The sequence below is a fragment of the Streptomyces sp. NPDC020958 genome, assembly GCF_055562175.1.
Window position 1 is genome coordinate 703,701 of the sequence record NZ_JBVHFU010000002.1, and the last position, 16,542, is coordinate 720,242.

Here is a 16,542-nt window from a genome sequence, read left to right on the forward strand (position 1 = left end):
CCCACGGCGAAGTGGTACGTCACTTGCCAAGTCGGGCGCCGTCCGCGTGAGGTTGCCGCCCCAAACCCAATGTGGCGCAGATCACAGCCAATGCCATGCCGCCGAGCAGGAAGAGGTACGAGCCGCCGCCCGCGCCGAACAGGAAGTCGCCCTCGGGCCGGCCTGCGGTGAGGAAGATGACGGCGACGACCCAGCCGAACGCGGGCGCCACGGCCCCGGAACGGCTGCCGGTGGCCCGCGACCCGCCGAGGAAGAGTCCGGCGGCACCGGCCAGGGCGAGCAGCAGCCCGCCGGGGAACCAGCCGGCCTGCACGAGGGTCCCGGCGAGGCCGACCAGGGCGCCGAGCACGACCAGGGCGAACAGGGCCGCGACGCGCCCGGCGGAGGGCCGCTGCAACGGTTGCGCGAGCATCGGGCCACGTCCGGCGGAGCTCATGGGGCCACCTCCGTCGGCGCGTCGAGGCCGGCGAAGAGGTCGGTCTCGGGGGTGGCGGCCGGTGCCCCGGCCACCAACTCGTAGTACTCCGTGGTGAACACGGGCTGCGCCAGCTCGTTGGAGAGCGCGAAGTAGGGGACGGCGCCGGGTGCCACCTCGATCTGGGTGGCGTGGGCGGCCATCGCGGCGGTCTTCGCGGTGGCGTACGCGGTGCCGTCGATCGCGGTGGTGACCCGGTGGTCGTCGACCACGCCCGGCACGTCCCCGACGCCGGCGGGCTTGTCGAAGGGCAGCGCCGGCAGGTCCTCGTGGAGCCGGGTGAAGGCCGCCTCGGCGACGGTGCGCGGGACGCGGTTCCAGTAGACCTTGGGGATGCGGCGGCCGGCCTCGGCGGCGAGCTCGACGGCCCGCATGGTGACGCGGTGGGCCTGGATGTGGTCCGGGTGGCCGTAGCCGCCGTGGTCGTCGTAGGTGACGACGACCTGGGGGCGGGTCTCCAGGATGACCTCGACCAGGTGGGCGGCGGCCTCGTCGACGTCGGCCTGCCAGAAGCAGCCGGGCGCGTCGTTGTCGGGCAGGCCCATCATCCCGGAGTCGTGGTAGCGGCCGGCGCCGCCGAGCAGCCGGAAGTCGTCGACGCCCAGCTCGCGCATGGCGGCGGTGAGCTCGCCCAGCCGGTGCTGACCGAGCGCGGGGCCGGTCAGATGCCGCAGCTCGGGCGGGATGACCTCGCCGCCCTCACCGAGGGTGCAGGTGACCAGCGTCACGTGGACGCCCTGGTCCGCGTAGCGGGCCATGGTGGCGCCGTTGTTGATCGACTCGTCGTCCGGGTGCGCGTGCACGAGGAGCAGCCGTCGGGCAGGGACTTCCGTCATGCCCCAACCCTACGAGGCACCCCCCGCCACCGGGCCACCTCCCCGCCCGACTGTCACCCTTCCTCGTCGAGCACGTGGGCGATGGCCAGGGCGAGACGCTCGATCCAGTCGATGGCGTCGTTGACGGAGGCCTCGTCGATGGGACGGCGCTGCTTCAGGTCCCCGTCGATCAGGTCGGCGTCGTGGGCGATCTTGTTGCGGCGCTGAGTGATCTCCAGATAGCGGCTGCGAAGCGTCTTCTCATTCAGAGAAGTGCGCTCTTGGAAGAACGTCTTGTTGATCCACCCGGCGGACAGGTACCAGACCTTCTTTTCCGTGACGAGCTTGAGGACCTCCGAGATCTTGCCGGGGTGCTGGAGAGACTGAGCCGCCAGTTTGTCCCGCAGATGCTCGACCACGGCATCCGGAAGGGTGACAGCACCCTTCTGAACCGCCTCCACGGTATGCAGCGGCAATTCGTAGACACGCAGCTGGTAGGGCATGTCTGGGCTGTCCTTGGCCGCCAACTCCGCGACGCGGCGCAGCACCTCCTCGTGCAGCCAGTGGTCGATGGCGGCCACCGCTTGAACCCAGGCCGCCCGGTAGAAGTCGTCGATGTCGATCGTCGGCGAATTGAACGGCGTCAGCATCCGTCCCGTCTCGACCATGCGCCGGGCGTACGACAGGTTCGTCATGAACGCCTCGAACTGACGCGTCTGCGGTCTGGGAACGGCCATGAGTTACCCCCGTACAACACTCCGTCATGATCTGGATCACGATCCCCGAGCCGCCTGGGGGTCCGTCAAGCCGACCCGCTCTCGCTCCGGTCAACGTGGCCTGTTTCGAGCCCTGCGTTTCCGGATCGCATCCCTCCGGTCAGGCCGCTGGACTTCAGAACTCGATGTAGGTGATCAGGACGACGTAGACACGCTCGCTGCGTACGACGACCTGATACCTGAACCAGCCGCCGGAAACGATGATTTCGCCGCCCTTCGGATCAATCCCCTCATAGGCCCGGCCGTGGACGTAGAGGGCTTCAGCCGCCCTGACGAGCTCATCGGCCCGGCGTGCGACAGCGGCCAAGAAGTCCGCTGGAACGGTGCGGGCCACCTCTTCGGCTCCGAAGGAGTATTCCCATTTCCAGCTCACTCGCGTACTGCCTTCAGGGCCTCTTCCAGGACCGCGCTCAGCTCGCGAAGGGCTTCCCGCGCGATGATCGGATCCTCATGCTCCAGATCCCTCTCCGCCTGGGCATAGCGGGTGGACAGGTCCGGTCGGCGAGCGATCTCGATCTCCTTGGCCCAGATCAGAACCCAGCTCTGCACTGGGCTCAGAGACCGCCATTCGACAGCTTTGGCGAAGGCCTCGTCCTTCATGGCCTGCATCTCGTCGAGGCGCCCTGGAGCGACGACCGCGAGAGCCTCGCGCAGGGCGTCCGGCGTCAGCTCGGGGCGGGGAATCAGCTCGTTTCCGTGCTCGGCCTGAGTGCTCATGACGTCCTCCAGAGAGTGCCCTGACCAGAGTATCCGGGCCCGCGACAGCGAACCGGGCACACGGGACTCGACGGGTTCAGGCGGCAGCGGAAGTGCGGCAGTCATGGCAACGTCCTGGGGTGGAGGAGCGGAAGGCGCGGTCACAGCCGTCGCAGTTCTGAAGGGGATGACGGGTGGCCGAGGGCGGTGACGTGTGTGAACGGAACGACGGTGGCGGGGGCAGTTGGGCGGCGAGTCGGTGCGCCAGAAAAGCCGCCGGACGGCACAGAGGTTCGTCCGGCAGGTGGGCGGTCAGTGCATGCCGTACAGCCGTGGAGCTCACGTCCCGCTCCAGCCAGGCTGCGACACCGGGAGCGAGGTGAGCGGTGTCGCAGGTGGAAAGCAGGAGGCGGGGATCGTGGCGGCGAAGATCGACGAGGATGTCCGTGGCCTGTTGAAGGAGGGCTGGGGCGGGGCATGCGGGCTGGGGAACCACGGGGAGCGGCTTCTTTCGAGCTGCCTGCCGCTTTGCGGGAGCGGCTGCTACCGGCTTGGCTCCCGGTGCCGATTCGGTCGCCGCTTCCGGCCCGGCTCCGTCTCCTGGGCGCGCCGATCGTGCGGGAGCCGGGTCCGCGGTCGGCCGACGGCTTCCCGGCTGGTTGCAGGAGACGGTGCGGGTGACGATACGGCCGCTGAGCACGCGCTCGCGTTCGCGACGCAGGTACCCGTGGGTCTCCAGCTCACGCAGGGCGGCGGCGATGCGGGTCGCGCCCTCCTGGAAGCGGGCGGTGAGGGACTTGATGTCGACGCGGGCGCCCTTGGGCAGGGACTGGATGTGGCAGCCGAGGCCGATCGCGAGGAGAGACAGCTCCGGGTGCTGAGTGAGGTGGTTGCCGATCACCGTGAAACGTTCGGTGTGGCGGGTGTTCTCGTGGATGAGCCCGCCGCCGGTGTGGGGCCGCCGATTCGGGTGGTTGTCGGCGGCAAGCCGGGACTGGGCGCGCGGGGGCGCGCTAGGGTGCTGCGTATCCATCTGGGAAGTTGATGCCTTCCTCGGTGGTCAGGCCCTCGCACTGGGATTGCCGTCCCGGCGGGGGCCGTCGCATGTCTGCGGTTGTGTTGCGCCGAGCGTAGGGCAGGCGAGGGGCAGCGGATCCAGCCGATTCGGCGATGTTCACCCGCCCGAGTGAGAAGGCACGACGGGCGGGAGGGGTGGGGCTTGGCCGGGTTCTTTCACCGTCGTGGTCCTTGGAAAAGACCGCCCCTTTCACCGAAACACGGGGGATCGAGTCCCGGTGGGGATGGACTGGCGGAATCGGGCCCCCACCACCCCGAGGACGTAGAGGATGACTGCATGCCGAAGACCACGCAGTTGCGTACGTACACCGTCCGGGACGGCCTGCTCGACGAATGGGCCCAGCGGTGGCGCGAGGAGATCGTGCCGTTGCGACTGAAGCTCGGATTCGAGATCGGAGGCGCATGGTCCGACCCGGAGCACAGTCAGTTCATCTGGCTGATCTCGTACGACGGCCCGGAGACGTTCGCCGAGCGCAACGCGTTGTACTGGTCGTCGCCCGAGCGCGAGGCGATGGGCCTCAACCCGGACGACTATCTCGTTCAGACCGAAGAGCGCACAGTGGAAACGGTTTACTGACGACACCGTCAAGCGGGGTCCAGCGGCAGCAGATGCTGCCGCCGTTCCTCGCGGGTCAGCGTGCGAAAGACCCGTGCTCGGGCGGTCGCCGCCAGGCGGTCATAGTCCGGCTCTGCCTGCCACACGCGCGCCGTCCCGTCGGCCGAGCCCGTGAGCAACCGTGCGCTGTCCGGGGACCACGCCACAGAGGTCACCTTGTCCTGGTGCACACCGACGACGGCGACTTCTTCAAGGGTGGTGGCCGACCAGACCCGTACGGTGCGGTCGTCAGCGCCCGTGGCGATGTGCCGGCCATCGGGTGACCAGGCGACGGCGCGCAGCCGCCCTTCGTGCCCCTTCAGCACCTCGATGCGCCGTCCTGTGGCGACGTCCCAGACGGCAGCCGTCCAGTCACCCGAAGCGGTGGCAATCCGGGTCTCGTCCGGCGACCAGGACGCGTCCTCCACGTAGTTCTCATGTCCGCGCAGCACGGTGAGCTGCTGTGCCTCCCCGATGTCCCAGAGTCGGCAGGTACGGTCATCCGAGCAGCTGGCGAGCAGCCGTCCGCTCGGCGACCAGGCCACTCGCCCCACCCAGTCCTGATGTCCCGTGAGTTTGATCAGCTCGGCCCCGCCCGGCGCGGACAGGACAGCCACGACGCCGTCATGACCGCCGGTCGCGATCCGCCTCCCGTCCGGCGCCCACGCACAGCCTTCCAAGACCTCATCCTGCTTCTCGAACAGCATGTCTCCACGCCCTTCGACGACGCGGAACAGGCCGTCGTTCGTAGCGAACGCGAGCCGCTCTCCCTGCGGAGCCCAAGCCACGGTCCAGACCCGGCCCCTCACCTCGGTCACCGGTCCTACAAGCACGCCTGTGGCCGCGTCCCACACTCGTACGGTGCCGTCGTCCGAGGCTGTGGCAATATGGCTGCCGTCGCCGGACCAAACCGCCTGGTTCACCGGACCCCGGTGCCCGCCCGCCAGGACGACCTCAGCACCGTGCGGACGCAGGTCCCACACCCGGCCTGTGCCATCGGTGGAGCTGCTGGCGAGCATCGTTCCGCAAGGCGACCAGGCGACGCCCCACACGGTGTCCGCATGGCCGCGCAGGACGGCCAGGACCTCAGCGTTCCCGGTGTCGACGATCCGAACGGTGCGGTCGGACGAAGCACTGGCCAGCATCCGTCCGTCCGGCGACCAGGCCAGGTTCCACACGTAGTCGGTGTGACCTCTCAGGAGCAGACGGAGGTCGCCGGTCCTTGAGTCCCAAATGCGGGCGGTGTGGTCCCCCGATCCGGTGGCGACATGCCGGCCGTCCGGCGACCAGGCTATGCCCTCGACGAAGTCAGAGTGCCCGGCGAGCGTGGTGGCGGCCGTCCCTGTCGTCAGATCCCACACGATCGCGGTCTGATCGTGGGAGGCGGAGGCGAGGCGGTCGCCATCAGGCGCGAAGGCCACACCCCATACATCCTCGTCGTGCCCGTGCAGTTCGTGCACGAGCGCTCCGGTGCTGACGTCCCACACCCGCACGATCCCGTCTTTGGAACTTGCCGCAACGTGACGGCCGTCCGGGGACCAGGCCACCTGTCTGTTGATGTCTTCCGCGCCGCTCAGCAGCCGGATCGGCTCCCCTGAAGCCGCGTCCCAGATCCGTACGACACGGTCCCGACCTGTGGTTGCCAGCCTGGTCGAGTCCGGCGACCAGGCGACGGACTCGACCATGACTCCGTCGCACGGCAACACCAGGAGCGGACGCCCCGACCGCGCGTCGTACACCCTGCTCGTACCGTCCCTGGACGCCGTGGCCAGCATGCGCCCGTCCGGGGACCATGCGATGTGCCGGACCGTGTCCGTGTGTCCGTCGAGTCGTGAGCGGAGGTGACTCGCTGCCATCGCGGCCATCAGCCCGTGGCGGGCCGAGGCTGTGGGTGCACACTCGTCCAGAGCGGCGAGGGAAAGCAGAAGGGAGCGTTCGGGCTCGTTCTCCGCACTCAGAAGTACCTGCCGACCGATGCTGTCCGAGACCTGGCTCAGGAAGGTCAGATCACGGCGCTGCGACGATTCGACGAGCGCGCGAGCGGGCTCCGACGCCTGGCCCGTCTCCTCCAGCGCTTCCAGCCAGCGTCGGGCCGCGGTGAGGCGCTCTCCGGTGAGGAGGTAGTCATCGCTGCGTCCGGCCCGCTCCCAGTCAACGGCCCAGCGCTCCAGTTCGGCCCGCTCGCGAAGCCGCTCTGCGCGCGCCTCGACCTCCTGCCGCAACGGAGCCCACTGCCGGAAGAGCGCCTCATGCGTCACCTGCGCATAAGGCTCACCACCGTCTGCCGCCAGTCCGCCTTCCGCAACATCGGTACGGAGCAGCCGCGCCTCGATGAAGGCGTCGACGACATGGCGGTCCCGCTCGTCGAGTTCGGAGAGCGGCACCCGGCGGCGAGCCACCTCCTGCCCCTCGACGGTGACGAACCTGAGCAGGACACGAAGGACGGAATCGATCCCCACACCCGCCCCGAGCGCCGTCACGGTGTTGTCGGCCTGGCGCGCCAGCGCACCGGGAACACCGCCGAGACTTCGATACGACTCCTCCGTCACCGTGCCTCCAGGACCGGCGGCGAAGTACAACTCCTGGAGGAGATAAGCGAGCAGCGGCAAGGCGTCGTCCGTGCCGGTCTCGCTCACGACAGAGTCCACGACTCCGGGTTCGAAACGGAGGCCGACAAGAGCCCCCGGACGCTCCACGACTTCTACAAGCTGCGTCCTGCTCAATGTGCCGATGGCAACGGGATGTTGGAGAAGATCCGCATAGCCAGTCGCGAGCAACCTGCCGAAAAGGTCCACCCGGAGGGTGACCAGTACGCGGACCGCCGGATCCTGTTCCACGCAGGCACGTAGCGCGTCCAGAAACTGGGCGCGTTCCCGCTCCCCCGCCAAGGTGACGATCTCCTCGAACTGGTCGACGACGAGAAGTAATCGCCGGAACCGACTGCCCCGTAGCTTCGACAACTCGGCTCTCAGCATGCCCGGCCCCTGACGCAGCCTGCGCAGTACGGCGCTCGCGGGTTCCTGTCCTCCGCCGGCGGCCACCAGAGCGCCCGCGAGCGCGCCCATCGGACTCGCGCCTGGCGCAAAGGCCGGTACGACGGTCCAGCGACGTTCTCGAAGCCGTGGCATTACCCCGGCCCTGACCAGGGAGGACTTACCGCTTCCCGAGGCCCCGACCAGCACGAGGAACCGCTCTGCCGGTCGGGGGGCACTGGCGTGCAGCCTGCGGGTCAGCTCGACTGCCTGCGCCTCCCGTCCGAAGTACACAGCGGCCTCGTCCTCACCGAAGGCGTCGAGCCCCGGATACGGCACGCGATCTCGGGGCCACTCGATCCGGGGCGGTGCGGGGTTCTCCAGTCGGTAGACGACGACCTGCCCGACCACGAGGGCCACGATCAGCACTGCGATGGCCGGGACGGAGTAGCGGCGGATCAGCTCAAGCGCCCATGGGGCCCTGTCGGTGTTGGTCGCGTAGTTGGTGGCGATCCCGAGTACGCAGGCGACCAGTGCCAGCAGGATCTGGAGCACGACCTGCATACGGTTCCGCATCGAGTACCGCCCACCCCCGTCGCCCCGGACTCCTCCATGACCATCTTCCGGGGGCTGGCAAAGGCGTTCAACGGCGCAGACGGGTTTCAGCCACGCGTGTCAGGTCGGCCTTGCTCCTGATTCACGGTGACACCTTCACTTCCGCCCAGACGGTCTTGCGCGGGTACGGGCCGTGAGCGACGCCCCAGCGATTGGCGAGCGCGTCGACCAGGAGGAGGCCTCGGCCGGACTCGGTGTCGGAGTCCGGATGCCGGACGTGGGGAAGCCGGTCGCCGCACGTGTCGGTGACCTCGATGCGGAGGGTGTCGCCGACTACATAGAGGGTGAGCCGGAAGTCCCGGCCGGGTACGCGGCCGTGGTGCACGGCGTTGGCAGCCAGTTCGCCCACGAGGTGCGCCGCCGGATCCGAGGGAAGCCCCCAGGAGCGGAGTTGTGCGGTGGCGAGGAGCCTGGCAAGACGGGCACCACGGGGTGTGGGTGACAGCAGCACGCTGAAGTTGCGGACCGGGGTGGCGGGGTGGGCCTCGGAGGGGGCGGTTTCTCGAATCACGTCACTCAGCGTGGCCGGACTCGCCTACCGTGAACAGTGACGACGCTGTTGCGTAGAGTAACTGTCCAGCGGTTGTCCAGTGGTGTCCACGCTGTCGACCGGGACCGTACGAGTAGGGCGTCGTTGCAAGGTCGAACGACGGAGGGTGCGGGATGGCGACAGGCGTCGAGGTCGTGAGCGAGGCGGACGAGCCGGGGTGGGAGGTGGACCCGGACGACGACTGGGGGCTCGCGGTCATCGCAACAGTGGGGCGGCAGTTGAGGCTGCGGCGTGAGACAGGGGGGATGCGAGTCCCCGACTTCGCCAAGGCCGTCGGCTACGGCGAGGACCTGATCTACAAAATCGAGGCAGGGAAGCGTATCCCCAGGCCGGAGTTCTTGGACAAGGCCGACCAGGTGTTGCGGGCGGACGGGTTGATCGCCGCAATGAAGGAGGATGTAGAGAAGGTCCGGTACCCGAAGAAGGTCCGGGATCTGGCGAAGTTGGAGGGGCAGGCGGTAGAGATCGGGGTCTACGTGGGCCTCAGTGTCCACGGACTTCTGCAAACAGAGGAACATGCATGCGCCCTGTTCGAGGCGCGCCAGCCGCCCTACTCGCAGGAGGAGGTCGAACGTCTGGTGGCAGCCAGGATGGCTCGCAAGGCGATCTTCGAGAAGTCACCGGCCGTAGCATTGAGCTTTGTCCAGGAGGAGGCGTCCCTACGCCGCCGAGTCGGAGGCACAATGGTCCGGCGCCGACAACTGGAACACCTGCTCAAAGTGGCGCAGTTGCGCAACGTGACGTTCCAGGTGATGCTCACAGACACCGTGGCTCATCCTGGCGTCGATGGCAAGATCGAGCTGCTGAAGTTCGCAGATGGCACGGCATTGGGACGGTCCGACGGCGCTTTCAACGGCCGTCCGACTTCGGACCCGAAGGAACTTCGCATCCTCGAACTGCGGTATGGGACCATTCGGGCCCAGGCTCTCACTCCAGGGGAGTCGGTTGCCTTCATCGAACAGGTGCTGGGAGAAACATGATCCGCAAGACGTCGGTTGGGGATGTGCACGACCTGTTGTGGTTCAAGAGCAGCTATAGCGACGGCACCGAGGGCGACTCCTGCGTAGAGATTGCCGCCGCCCCCACCACCATCCACGTCCGCGACTCCAAGCACGCCGAAGACGGCCCGCGCCTCGCGCTCTCGCTCAAGGCCTGGGCCGACTTCGTGCCGTACGTGTCCGTGAGCTGACGGCCGCTACTCGACCTCGGCCTCAGGTACGTCGACCTCGCCACCCAGTGAGCGTGCGATGGCGGTGAACTCGTTCAGGGCGGCCTGGAGGTCGCGGACGATCTCCTCGGCGATGACCTCAGGCGGCAGACCACTGTCGGCGTCGTCGAGGGCAGGGTCCTTCATCCACGTGATGTCGAGGTTGACCTTGTCGCGGGCGATCAGGTCGTCGTAACTGAACTTCTTGAAGGGCCCATTGTCGTCCTCAGACTCGACGCGGGAAGAGCGGGGCTCGCCGGGCCGGTAGGCCGCCACGAAGTCATCGAGGTGAGCTCGGGTCAGCGGCCGCTGCTTCAGGGTGAAGTGCTGGCCGGTCCGGAAGTCGTAGACCCACGTCTCGGTGGTATGGGGCTTGCCGTCTGCGCGCGGGGGCTTCTTGTCGAAGAAAAGGACGTTGGCCTTGACGCCACCTGCGTAGAAAATGCCGGTGGGCAGCCGCAGGATGGTGTGGAGGTCGAACTCGTCCAGCAGCTTCCGCCGTACCTTCTCGCCGGCGCCCCCCTCGAAGAGCACGTTGTCGGGCAGGACGACCGCGGCCCGACCGCCGACGGCCGTGAGCGACATGATGTGTTGCAGGAAATTCAGCTGCTTGTTGGTGGTCGTGGCGGTGAAGTCGTCACGGTCGTACTGGATGTCTTCCTTCTCGACCTCGCCGTCCTGACCGATGACAGTGATCGCCGATTTACGACCGAAGGGCGGGTTCGCGAGAACGAGGGTGGCGTGCTTGCCGCTGGGCTTGTCGGCGAGGGCGTCACCGACGTGGATGAGGCTGGGCCCATCGCTCTTGCCCATGCCGTGAAGGAGCATGTTCATCGCGGCCAGGCGGGCGGTGCCGGTGACGAGTTCGTTGCCCCAGATCTTGCGACCTTCGTCGTAGGCCTTCCGCTCCTCCAGCGACATCTTCTTCATGTGGTGGTCGCGGATGTAGGCGTGGGCGGCGATGAGGAAGCCGCCGGTGCCGCAGGCCGGGTCCGTGATGGTGTCATCCGGTCCAGGTTGGACGACATCCACCATGGCATCGATCAGAGCGCGAGGCGTGAAGTACTGACCAGCGCCGGTCTTGGTATCGGAGGCACCCTTGTTGAGCAGACCTTCGTAGGCATCGCCCTTGAGGTCCGTGCCGGTCACCGTCCACTCTTGGCGACCGATCAGCTCGACGACCAACTTCTCCAGGAGGGCCGGCTTGGTGATCCGGTTCTGGGCGTCGGCGAAGATCGTGCCGATGGTGGTATTGGGGTGCTGGCCGAGGTGTTCGAGAATGTCCCGATAGTGCTTTTCCAGCTCCGGCCCGCGCTTGCCTACGAGCGACTTCCAGTTGTAGTCGGCGGGGACGATGGCGCTCAGGTCCTGGCCGTCCCAGGGATCGTTCTCCTTCTCATCCACCATCTTGAGGAAGAGCAGGTAGGAGAGCTGCTCGACGTACTCGATGGTGGACATGCCGTTGTCGCGCAAGACGTTGCAATAATTCCAGAGCTTGGCAACGAGCGTGTTCGTCTGCGCTACGGCCTTGGCGGTCTTCTCGACCGATTGGTTCGCGGGCGGCACGGCGTCTACGGGGGCGGCGGTCACAGGTCGAACTCCTGCTGTACGGCGAGGGCGGGGGCGGGGGTTGGTTCGGGGGCCAGATCTGTGGGAGTGGCGGCTTGGGGAACGGCGGCCCTCTTGGCAGCGGCCTTGCGGGGGCGCTTCGATTTCAGTGCTCCCGCCCGGTCGGCCGTCACGTGGGCCATGGCCTCTGAAACGGACCCATCCTGAGGATTCTGCGAAACGAGAGTCCCGCTAAACGCCCGCCGCAACAATGTTTGCCGCAACACGGTCGCTTTTCGTGGGACGCCGTCTACGGAGCTCAGCGCTCTGCGAGCCACCGCCACAGCCGCCAACTTCTCATCGATCGATTCCACTACCTTGCGCTGAACATCGGGAGCTGGAACTGGAATCGGCCACACGCTTACCTTCGCCACTCCGAGATGGTGGATTCCTACGCCCCTCACTCCGGAACTAAATGCACCACTCAAAGCAGAACCCCGCAGGAAATAGAGAAGATATTTGGGATCCACTCCGAATGCACGAACCCTGATCAACGTATTCTGGAAGCAGCAATTATCAATTTCGCCATTCCAGATGGCGGGCTTACCAACCTCGCCAGCACTCCCCGACGCCTCACTCATGAGAATATCACCTTCTCGTAGGCCAAATACAGCCTGTTCCTTTTCGGTGAAATTCATCTCCTTGATGTCATCCAAGATGAGGCCATTCCAGCCGACATTGGCGGCCCGCAGGTATGGCCTCATCCGCTCACCGGAATGATTCTTGGGCGACCTCTGACGACCGATACGCACCTCGGCCACCGCTTCCAAGGGAAGAGTTGATCCACCAGAAAGCTCGAACGAAGAGACCAGAATACGGGTCACCAACTGATGAACACGCAGCTGAGTTGCGTCAAGGTTAGCAACGGCCCGGTCCAAAACCGAGATTTGCTCTTCAAGCGCTTCAACGATGCGTTGTTGCTCCGCAAGCGGAGGAAGGGGCAACCTGACCCTTTCAAGGATGGCCTGGTTTATCTTGTAGATCCCAGCCGTGGTGCGCACCTCTCCCTCAATCTGCGTGCGCACGACAGGCGAATTCCACAAAAGTCGAAAATATGCAGCGGAGATCAAGCCACTGTGAAGACGCACTCGAATCATAGTATCGGGGAACGCAACCGGGCTCCCTACGGCTCCAACCAAACCGCCACGTGCCACAAGATGTTTGGACCCACTACCACGACTGAGCAGGAAATCACCTTGCTGTACCCGGAATGGCGCAGCCTGCTCAGCATTCCACGCACCTTCCTTCGATTCCCGGAGATCGATCTTCGCGTGCTTGATCGCCGTGAGCCTGAGCACCGGGAACCCCCCATCCATGGTCTTGACCGATCGCCCGTTGACCAACGGTTCGCTCAGCAGGTCCTTAAGGGACACCCACGACCAGGAGTCCGGCAACTGACCCAAATTCACGCTCAACCCAGTTCCCGATTCAGCTCATCCAACAATTCCAGCGCCGCGTCCTTGTCCCCGAACGCCTGCATGAAGCCCCGGCCGCCGCCCCGCTCGGTGAACGGTGCGGCTCCGAAGTCTCCCGGCTCTATGCCGACGTCGACGGCGATGGCGTCCTTTATCCGCTCCAGCCACCACAGCTGGTCGTCCGTGAACTCCACGCCCGCCTGTCGCTGCCGCAGCAGCCAGCCCTCGAAGCGCTCCTCGACCACCGTACGGTACGGCAGGAGCTCGTCGTCGGCGCCGAGCTCGAAGCGGATGAGGCGGACCAGGTCACCGAGGCCCGCCTCCTTGCCGGGGCCGGCGGCGGCGCGGCCGAGCTGCTCGTAGTGGTCCCAGATGACACCCGTCGTCCAGGAACGGTTCGTCGCCCTGATCCGTCCCGCCAGCTCCCGCAGCGCGTCGCGCGCCTCGCGCGGACTGACCCGCGCGCCGCTGCCCAGCGCGACACGGATCGCCACGTTCTCGTCCCGCTGCTCCTTCGTGAGAAGGGAGTGCCACTCGGCCAGCTCTTTCGCCGCCCGCTCCGTGCGGGGTATCTCCCGCATCTGGGTGACACGGACCTCGGTCGTCTCGTCGTACGTCAGGTCCTGCTGGTGCCGGATTTCCAGGATCAGCTTGCGCAGCTCGGGTCGGGAAGTCAGCGGCGCCACCGCGTCCTGGACCAGCTTCCTGGCCAGTTCCGGGCCGCCGTCATGCCGTGCCTGATCCTGGGTGTCGACGTCCACCGCATCGGTGATCCGGCGGGCGAGGTCGGCCAGGCTCACGCCTCCGGACGTCTGGGCCAACAGGCCTCGCTCCTCCGCGCCCAGCTGGCGGTCGATGCGGGCCAGGCGGCGCGCCAGCGTCTCCGCCTCGTCCGCCGTGAGCGACCGCGTACCTGCCTTGTCCAGCAGCTTCGCCAACGAGGCGCTCTTCTCCCCCGCCGGGATGAGCGGCCGGGCGTCCACCAGAGGGGAGTCGGTCACGCCTACCGCGTCGATCAGGACGAAACGGTCCTTCGTCAGGTCCGGCGCGGCCTCCGGGGTCACCGCCTTCAGCTCGTCCGCGTCGATGGAGCGGGCACCGCGGCCCTTCATCTGCTCGAAGAGCACCGGGCTCTTGATGGCTCGCAGAAAGATCACGCACTCCAGCGGCTTCACGTCCGTACCCGTAGCGATCATGTCGACCGTGACCGCTACCCGGAGGCGGGGCGAGTTACGGAGGTCGTTGATCAGCGTGTCCGGGTCGTCGCCGTTCTGCCGGGACCGGTAGGTGATCTTCTTGGCGAACTCGTCGCCCCGACCGAAGACTTCCTTGACCTGCTTCAGCACTTCCTCGGCGTGGTCGTCGCCGGCCGCGAAGACGAGGGTTTTGGGCAGCTCCGCACGCCCCGGGAACCAGCGCTTCCAGTTGTTCCGGTACGTCGTCAGCACGGCCCGGATCTCGTCCTCGGCGATCACCGTACGGCCGAGCTGCGCGACGGTGTACTCGAAGTCCTCGTCCAGCTCCTCGTACCGCCGGACGCGGGTCTGCCGGTCCCGGATCTGGACGGTCGTACCCTTCTCGATCTTCGCCCCGCCGTCCTCGCGGATGGTGGTGTCGAGGCGCACGATGTCGAAGTCGACGTTGACGCCGTCGGCGACGGCCTGCTCGTACGTGTACTGGGCCACCATGTTGTTGTCGAAGAAGCCCTGGGTCTGGCGGGTGGGCGTGGCCGTCAGGCCGACCAGGTGGGCGTCGAAGTACTCGAGGACGCCGCGCCACAGGCCGTAGATCGAGCGGTGGCACTCGTCGATCACGATCACGTCGAAGGACTCGATCGGGACGTCCGGGTTGTACTCGACAGTGACCGGCTCGTCCGCCGCGTAAGTCTCGTCTAGGTTCGAGGTGTTCGCGTCACTCGCGGTGGCCGCCTCGGCCGTCGCTCCGGACTTCGTCTCGTCGCTGTCCGGTTCGTCCGTCTCCGGGCCGTCCGGCAGTTCCTCCCCCTTGAGGAGCGCGTACATCCGCTGGATGGTGGAGATCACGACCGCCGAGGTCTCCTGCAGCCCGCTGCGCCCCAGCATGTCGACGTTGTAGAGGTCGGTGAGCTTCCGGTTCTCGTCGGGGGTGCGGTACTTGTCGAACTCGGCGTGCGCCTGGCGTCCGAGGTTGTTGCGGTCGACGAGAAACAGGATTCGGCGCGCGCCCGCGTGGCGGAGGAGGCGGTAGGTCTCCGTGACGGCTGTGAAGGTCTTTCCGGCGCCCGTGGCCATCTGGATAAGGGCACGAGGTCGGTCGGCCGCCAGAGAGCCTTCCAGGCCCGTGATGGCGTCCACCTGGGCAATGCGGAGGCCGTGCGTCTCCAAGAGCGGCATGCTCGTGCGGAGGGCTGCGCGGAAGGTGGGCACGTCCGGTTCCGCGTCGGCCCGCTTCATCCATGAGGCGATGGTCTCGGGGCGGTGGAAGGTGAAGACCTCGCGGGAGCGTGCGTGAGGATCGACGCGGTTGAGGAAGTACGTCTCCGCGCCGGTGCTGACGTATCGGAACGCGAAAGGCTCGTCGCGACGCCACACCGCCATCGCATGCTCCTTGAGCACTCCGGCCGCGTACCGCTCGTTCTGCGCGAGGGCCCCGGCCAGGGGAGTGCCCTCGCGCTTGGCCTCGATGACACCGACAATCTTTCCGTCGACGTACAGGACATAATCGGCACGCCCGGTGGCGAGCGTGAACTCCTCGACGGCGACGCCCCTGCCCGCGAGGGGGTTGGTGTCCGTCTTGCTCTGGATCAGCCAGCCTGCCTTCCTCAGCATCGCGTCGATCTTCTTGCGTGCCTGCACCTCGTTGAGCGGCGCGGGGCGCTGCGCGCGCTCCACGATCGCGTCACGGGCCGCGGAGGCGATCCTGCGGGGCTGGACACGCTCACGGTCGTACCGCTGCTGGTGAGCCGTGCGCAGCTCGGTGACCTGTGCTCTCAGGTCCTCGATCTGGGCTGCGTACTCCGACTTCGCACGCTGCACGCTGGCGATGAGTTCCTCGGCCTCACTACGGGCCCGGCGCTCGGCCTCAAGGCGGTCGCTGGTCTCGGAGAGCTTGACGCGCGACTCGGCAAGCGCGCGGCGATGCCCTTCCAGGGCCTCCTGAAGTTCCGAGATCTCCTCGGGATCAGCGGTCTGCACGTCCGCGGACAGCGTCGGCGGGACGAACGCCGACACGGTCCGCTTGCCGCCCATCGCGCGGTCGAAGAGATCGCCGAGTCGCCAACACAGCTCCAACGCTTCGAGCGCCTTGGTCGTGTCGAAGAGGTGGTTGTGCGCGGCGTCGTTACGGCCTCTGCGGAGCTTGTCGAAGGCTTCGCGACTCCAGCCGACGAGCACGCCTGCCCGGGTGAGTGCGTTGAGGCGGTCGAACTGGGTCGTGCCCTGGACACGCGTGCCAGTGCGGGTGACGAACTCCTCGGCCAGCACCTCGCCGAACTGGCCAGCACTCACGTAGGCCGCGTTCGGGTTGGTGAAGACGGTCAGCTCCGCTTGCGAACCGTAGATGGCCAGCAGTGGCTGATAGCTGTACAGACGTCCGAAGTTGGTTGACGCCTTCGCCAACTGCCGAAGCCGGTCGTCCATGTTCTGCCCGTCCACGTGCCCCCGCCTCAGCCATCGCCCGTCCCAGGTTGGACAAGCTTACGGAGGACAAGACGGGGAAGCAGCGGAATAGGACAGGAGAACCGCGTCTCCAGTCGCCCGTGGG

General features: G+C 66.9%; 14 protein-coding genes. 3 read left to right on the forward strand and 11 right to left on the reverse strand.

Annotated elements, in window-relative coordinates; translation table 11 throughout:
• Positions 1–19: 19 nt before the first annotated feature.
• The 6 genes from ACZ3KP_RS08990 to ACZ3KP_RS09015 form a co-directional block, all read right to left on the reverse strand.
• Positions 20–436: a DUF6113 family protein gene (locus ACZ3KP_RS08990; protein ID WP_132888685.1), complete on the reverse strand. Its 417-nt coding sequence runs from the start codon at positions 434–436 to the stop codon at positions 20–22.
• The gene (mshB, locus tag ACZ3KP_RS08995; RefSeq protein WP_467497655.1) at positions 433–1,311 is read right to left on the reverse strand and encodes an N-acetyl-1-D-myo-inositol-2-amino-2-deoxy-alpha-D-glucopyranoside deacetylase; all 879 of its coding nucleotides are present in this window, start codon (positions 1,309–1,311) and stop codon (positions 433–435) included. The genes ACZ3KP_RS08990 and mshB overlap by 4 nt, the downstream gene beginning before the upstream one ends.
• A 53-nt stretch (positions 1,312–1,364) precedes the next feature.
• Positions 1,365–2,027 carry a hypothetical protein gene (locus ACZ3KP_RS09000; RefSeq protein ID WP_467497657.1) on the reverse strand — a complete coding sequence of 221 codons (663 nt, stop codon included), beginning with the start codon at positions 2,025–2,027 and terminating at the stop codon, positions 1,365–1,367.
• 154 nt (positions 2,028–2,181) lie between these two features.
• Positions 2,182–2,439 carry a hypothetical protein gene (locus ACZ3KP_RS09005; protein ID WP_467497659.1) on the reverse strand — a complete coding sequence of 86 codons (258 nt, stop codon included), beginning with the start codon at positions 2,437–2,439 and terminating at the stop codon, positions 2,182–2,184.
• Positions 2,436–2,783: a hypothetical protein gene (locus ACZ3KP_RS09010; protein WP_467497661.1), complete on the reverse strand. Its 348-nt coding sequence runs from the start codon at positions 2,781–2,783 to the stop codon at positions 2,436–2,438. Before ACZ3KP_RS09010 ends, ACZ3KP_RS09005 begins: the two co-directional genes overlap by 4 nt.
• A 76-nt stretch (positions 2,784–2,859) precedes the next feature.
• Complete coding sequence (locus ACZ3KP_RS09015; RefSeq protein ID WP_467497663.1) at positions 2,860–3,795, reverse strand: helix-turn-helix domain-containing protein; 936 nt, start codon at positions 3,793–3,795, stop codon at positions 2,860–2,862.
• A 321-nt stretch (positions 3,796–4,116) separates the two neighbouring features.
• Here ACZ3KP_RS09015 and ACZ3KP_RS09020 point away from each other — a divergent pair, with 321 nt between their 5' ends.
• Positions 4,117–4,416: an NIPSNAP family protein gene (locus ACZ3KP_RS09020; protein WP_467497665.1), complete on the forward strand. Its 300-nt coding sequence runs from the start codon at positions 4,117–4,119 to the stop codon at positions 4,414–4,416.
• 8 nt (positions 4,417–4,424) lie between these two features.
• Here ACZ3KP_RS09020 and ACZ3KP_RS09025 read toward each other — a convergent pair whose 3' ends face one another.
• Positions 4,425–7,970 (reverse strand): nSTAND1 domain-containing NTPase, encoded by a 3,546-nt coding sequence (locus ACZ3KP_RS09025; RefSeq protein WP_467497667.1) that lies wholly within the window; start codon positions 7,968–7,970, stop codon positions 4,425–4,427.
• A gap of 133 nt (positions 7,971–8,103) precedes the next feature.
• On the reverse strand, positions 8,104–8,532 hold the full coding sequence (locus ACZ3KP_RS09030) for an ATP-binding protein (RefSeq protein WP_467497669.1): 429 nt from the start codon (positions 8,530–8,532) through the stop codon (positions 8,104–8,106).
• A gap of 152 nt (positions 8,533–8,684) precedes the next feature.
• Between ACZ3KP_RS09030 and ACZ3KP_RS09035 the strand changes: the two genes are divergently transcribed.
• On the forward strand, positions 8,685–9,551 hold the full coding sequence (locus tag ACZ3KP_RS09035; protein ID WP_467497671.1) for a helix-turn-helix domain-containing protein: 867 nt from the start codon (positions 8,685–8,687) through the stop codon (positions 9,549–9,551).
• The gene (locus ACZ3KP_RS09040) at positions 9,548–9,760 is read left to right on the forward strand and encodes a DUF397 domain-containing protein (protein WP_467497673.1); all 213 of its coding nucleotides are present in this window, start codon (positions 9,548–9,550) and stop codon (positions 9,758–9,760) included. The genes ACZ3KP_RS09035 and ACZ3KP_RS09040 overlap by 4 nt, the downstream gene beginning before the upstream one ends.
• A gap of 6 nt (positions 9,761–9,766) precedes the next feature.
• On the opposite strand, the gene ACZ3KP_RS09045 is transcribed toward ACZ3KP_RS09040, so the two are convergent.
• Genes ACZ3KP_RS09045 through ACZ3KP_RS09055 form a run of 3 tightly spaced genes read right to left on the reverse strand, consistent with a single transcriptional unit; the run spans position 9,767 to position 16,433 of the window.
• Positions 9,767–11,368 carry a type I restriction-modification system subunit M gene (locus ACZ3KP_RS09045; protein ID WP_467497675.1) on the reverse strand — a complete coding sequence of 534 codons (1,602 nt, stop codon included), beginning with the start codon at positions 11,366–11,368 and terminating at the stop codon, positions 9,767–9,769.
• Positions 11,365–12,795 (reverse strand): restriction endonuclease subunit S, encoded by a 1,431-nt coding sequence (locus ACZ3KP_RS09050; protein WP_467497677.1) that lies wholly within the window; start codon positions 12,793–12,795, stop codon positions 11,365–11,367. The genes ACZ3KP_RS09045 and ACZ3KP_RS09050 overlap by 4 nt, the downstream gene beginning before the upstream one ends.
• 2 nt (positions 12,796–12,797) lie before the next feature.
• A complete protein-coding gene (locus ACZ3KP_RS09055) occupies positions 12,798–16,433 on the reverse strand; it encodes a type I restriction endonuclease subunit R (RefSeq protein WP_467497679.1) in 3,636 nt (1,211 codons plus the stop codon).
• Positions 16,434–16,542 lie beyond the last annotated feature (109 nt).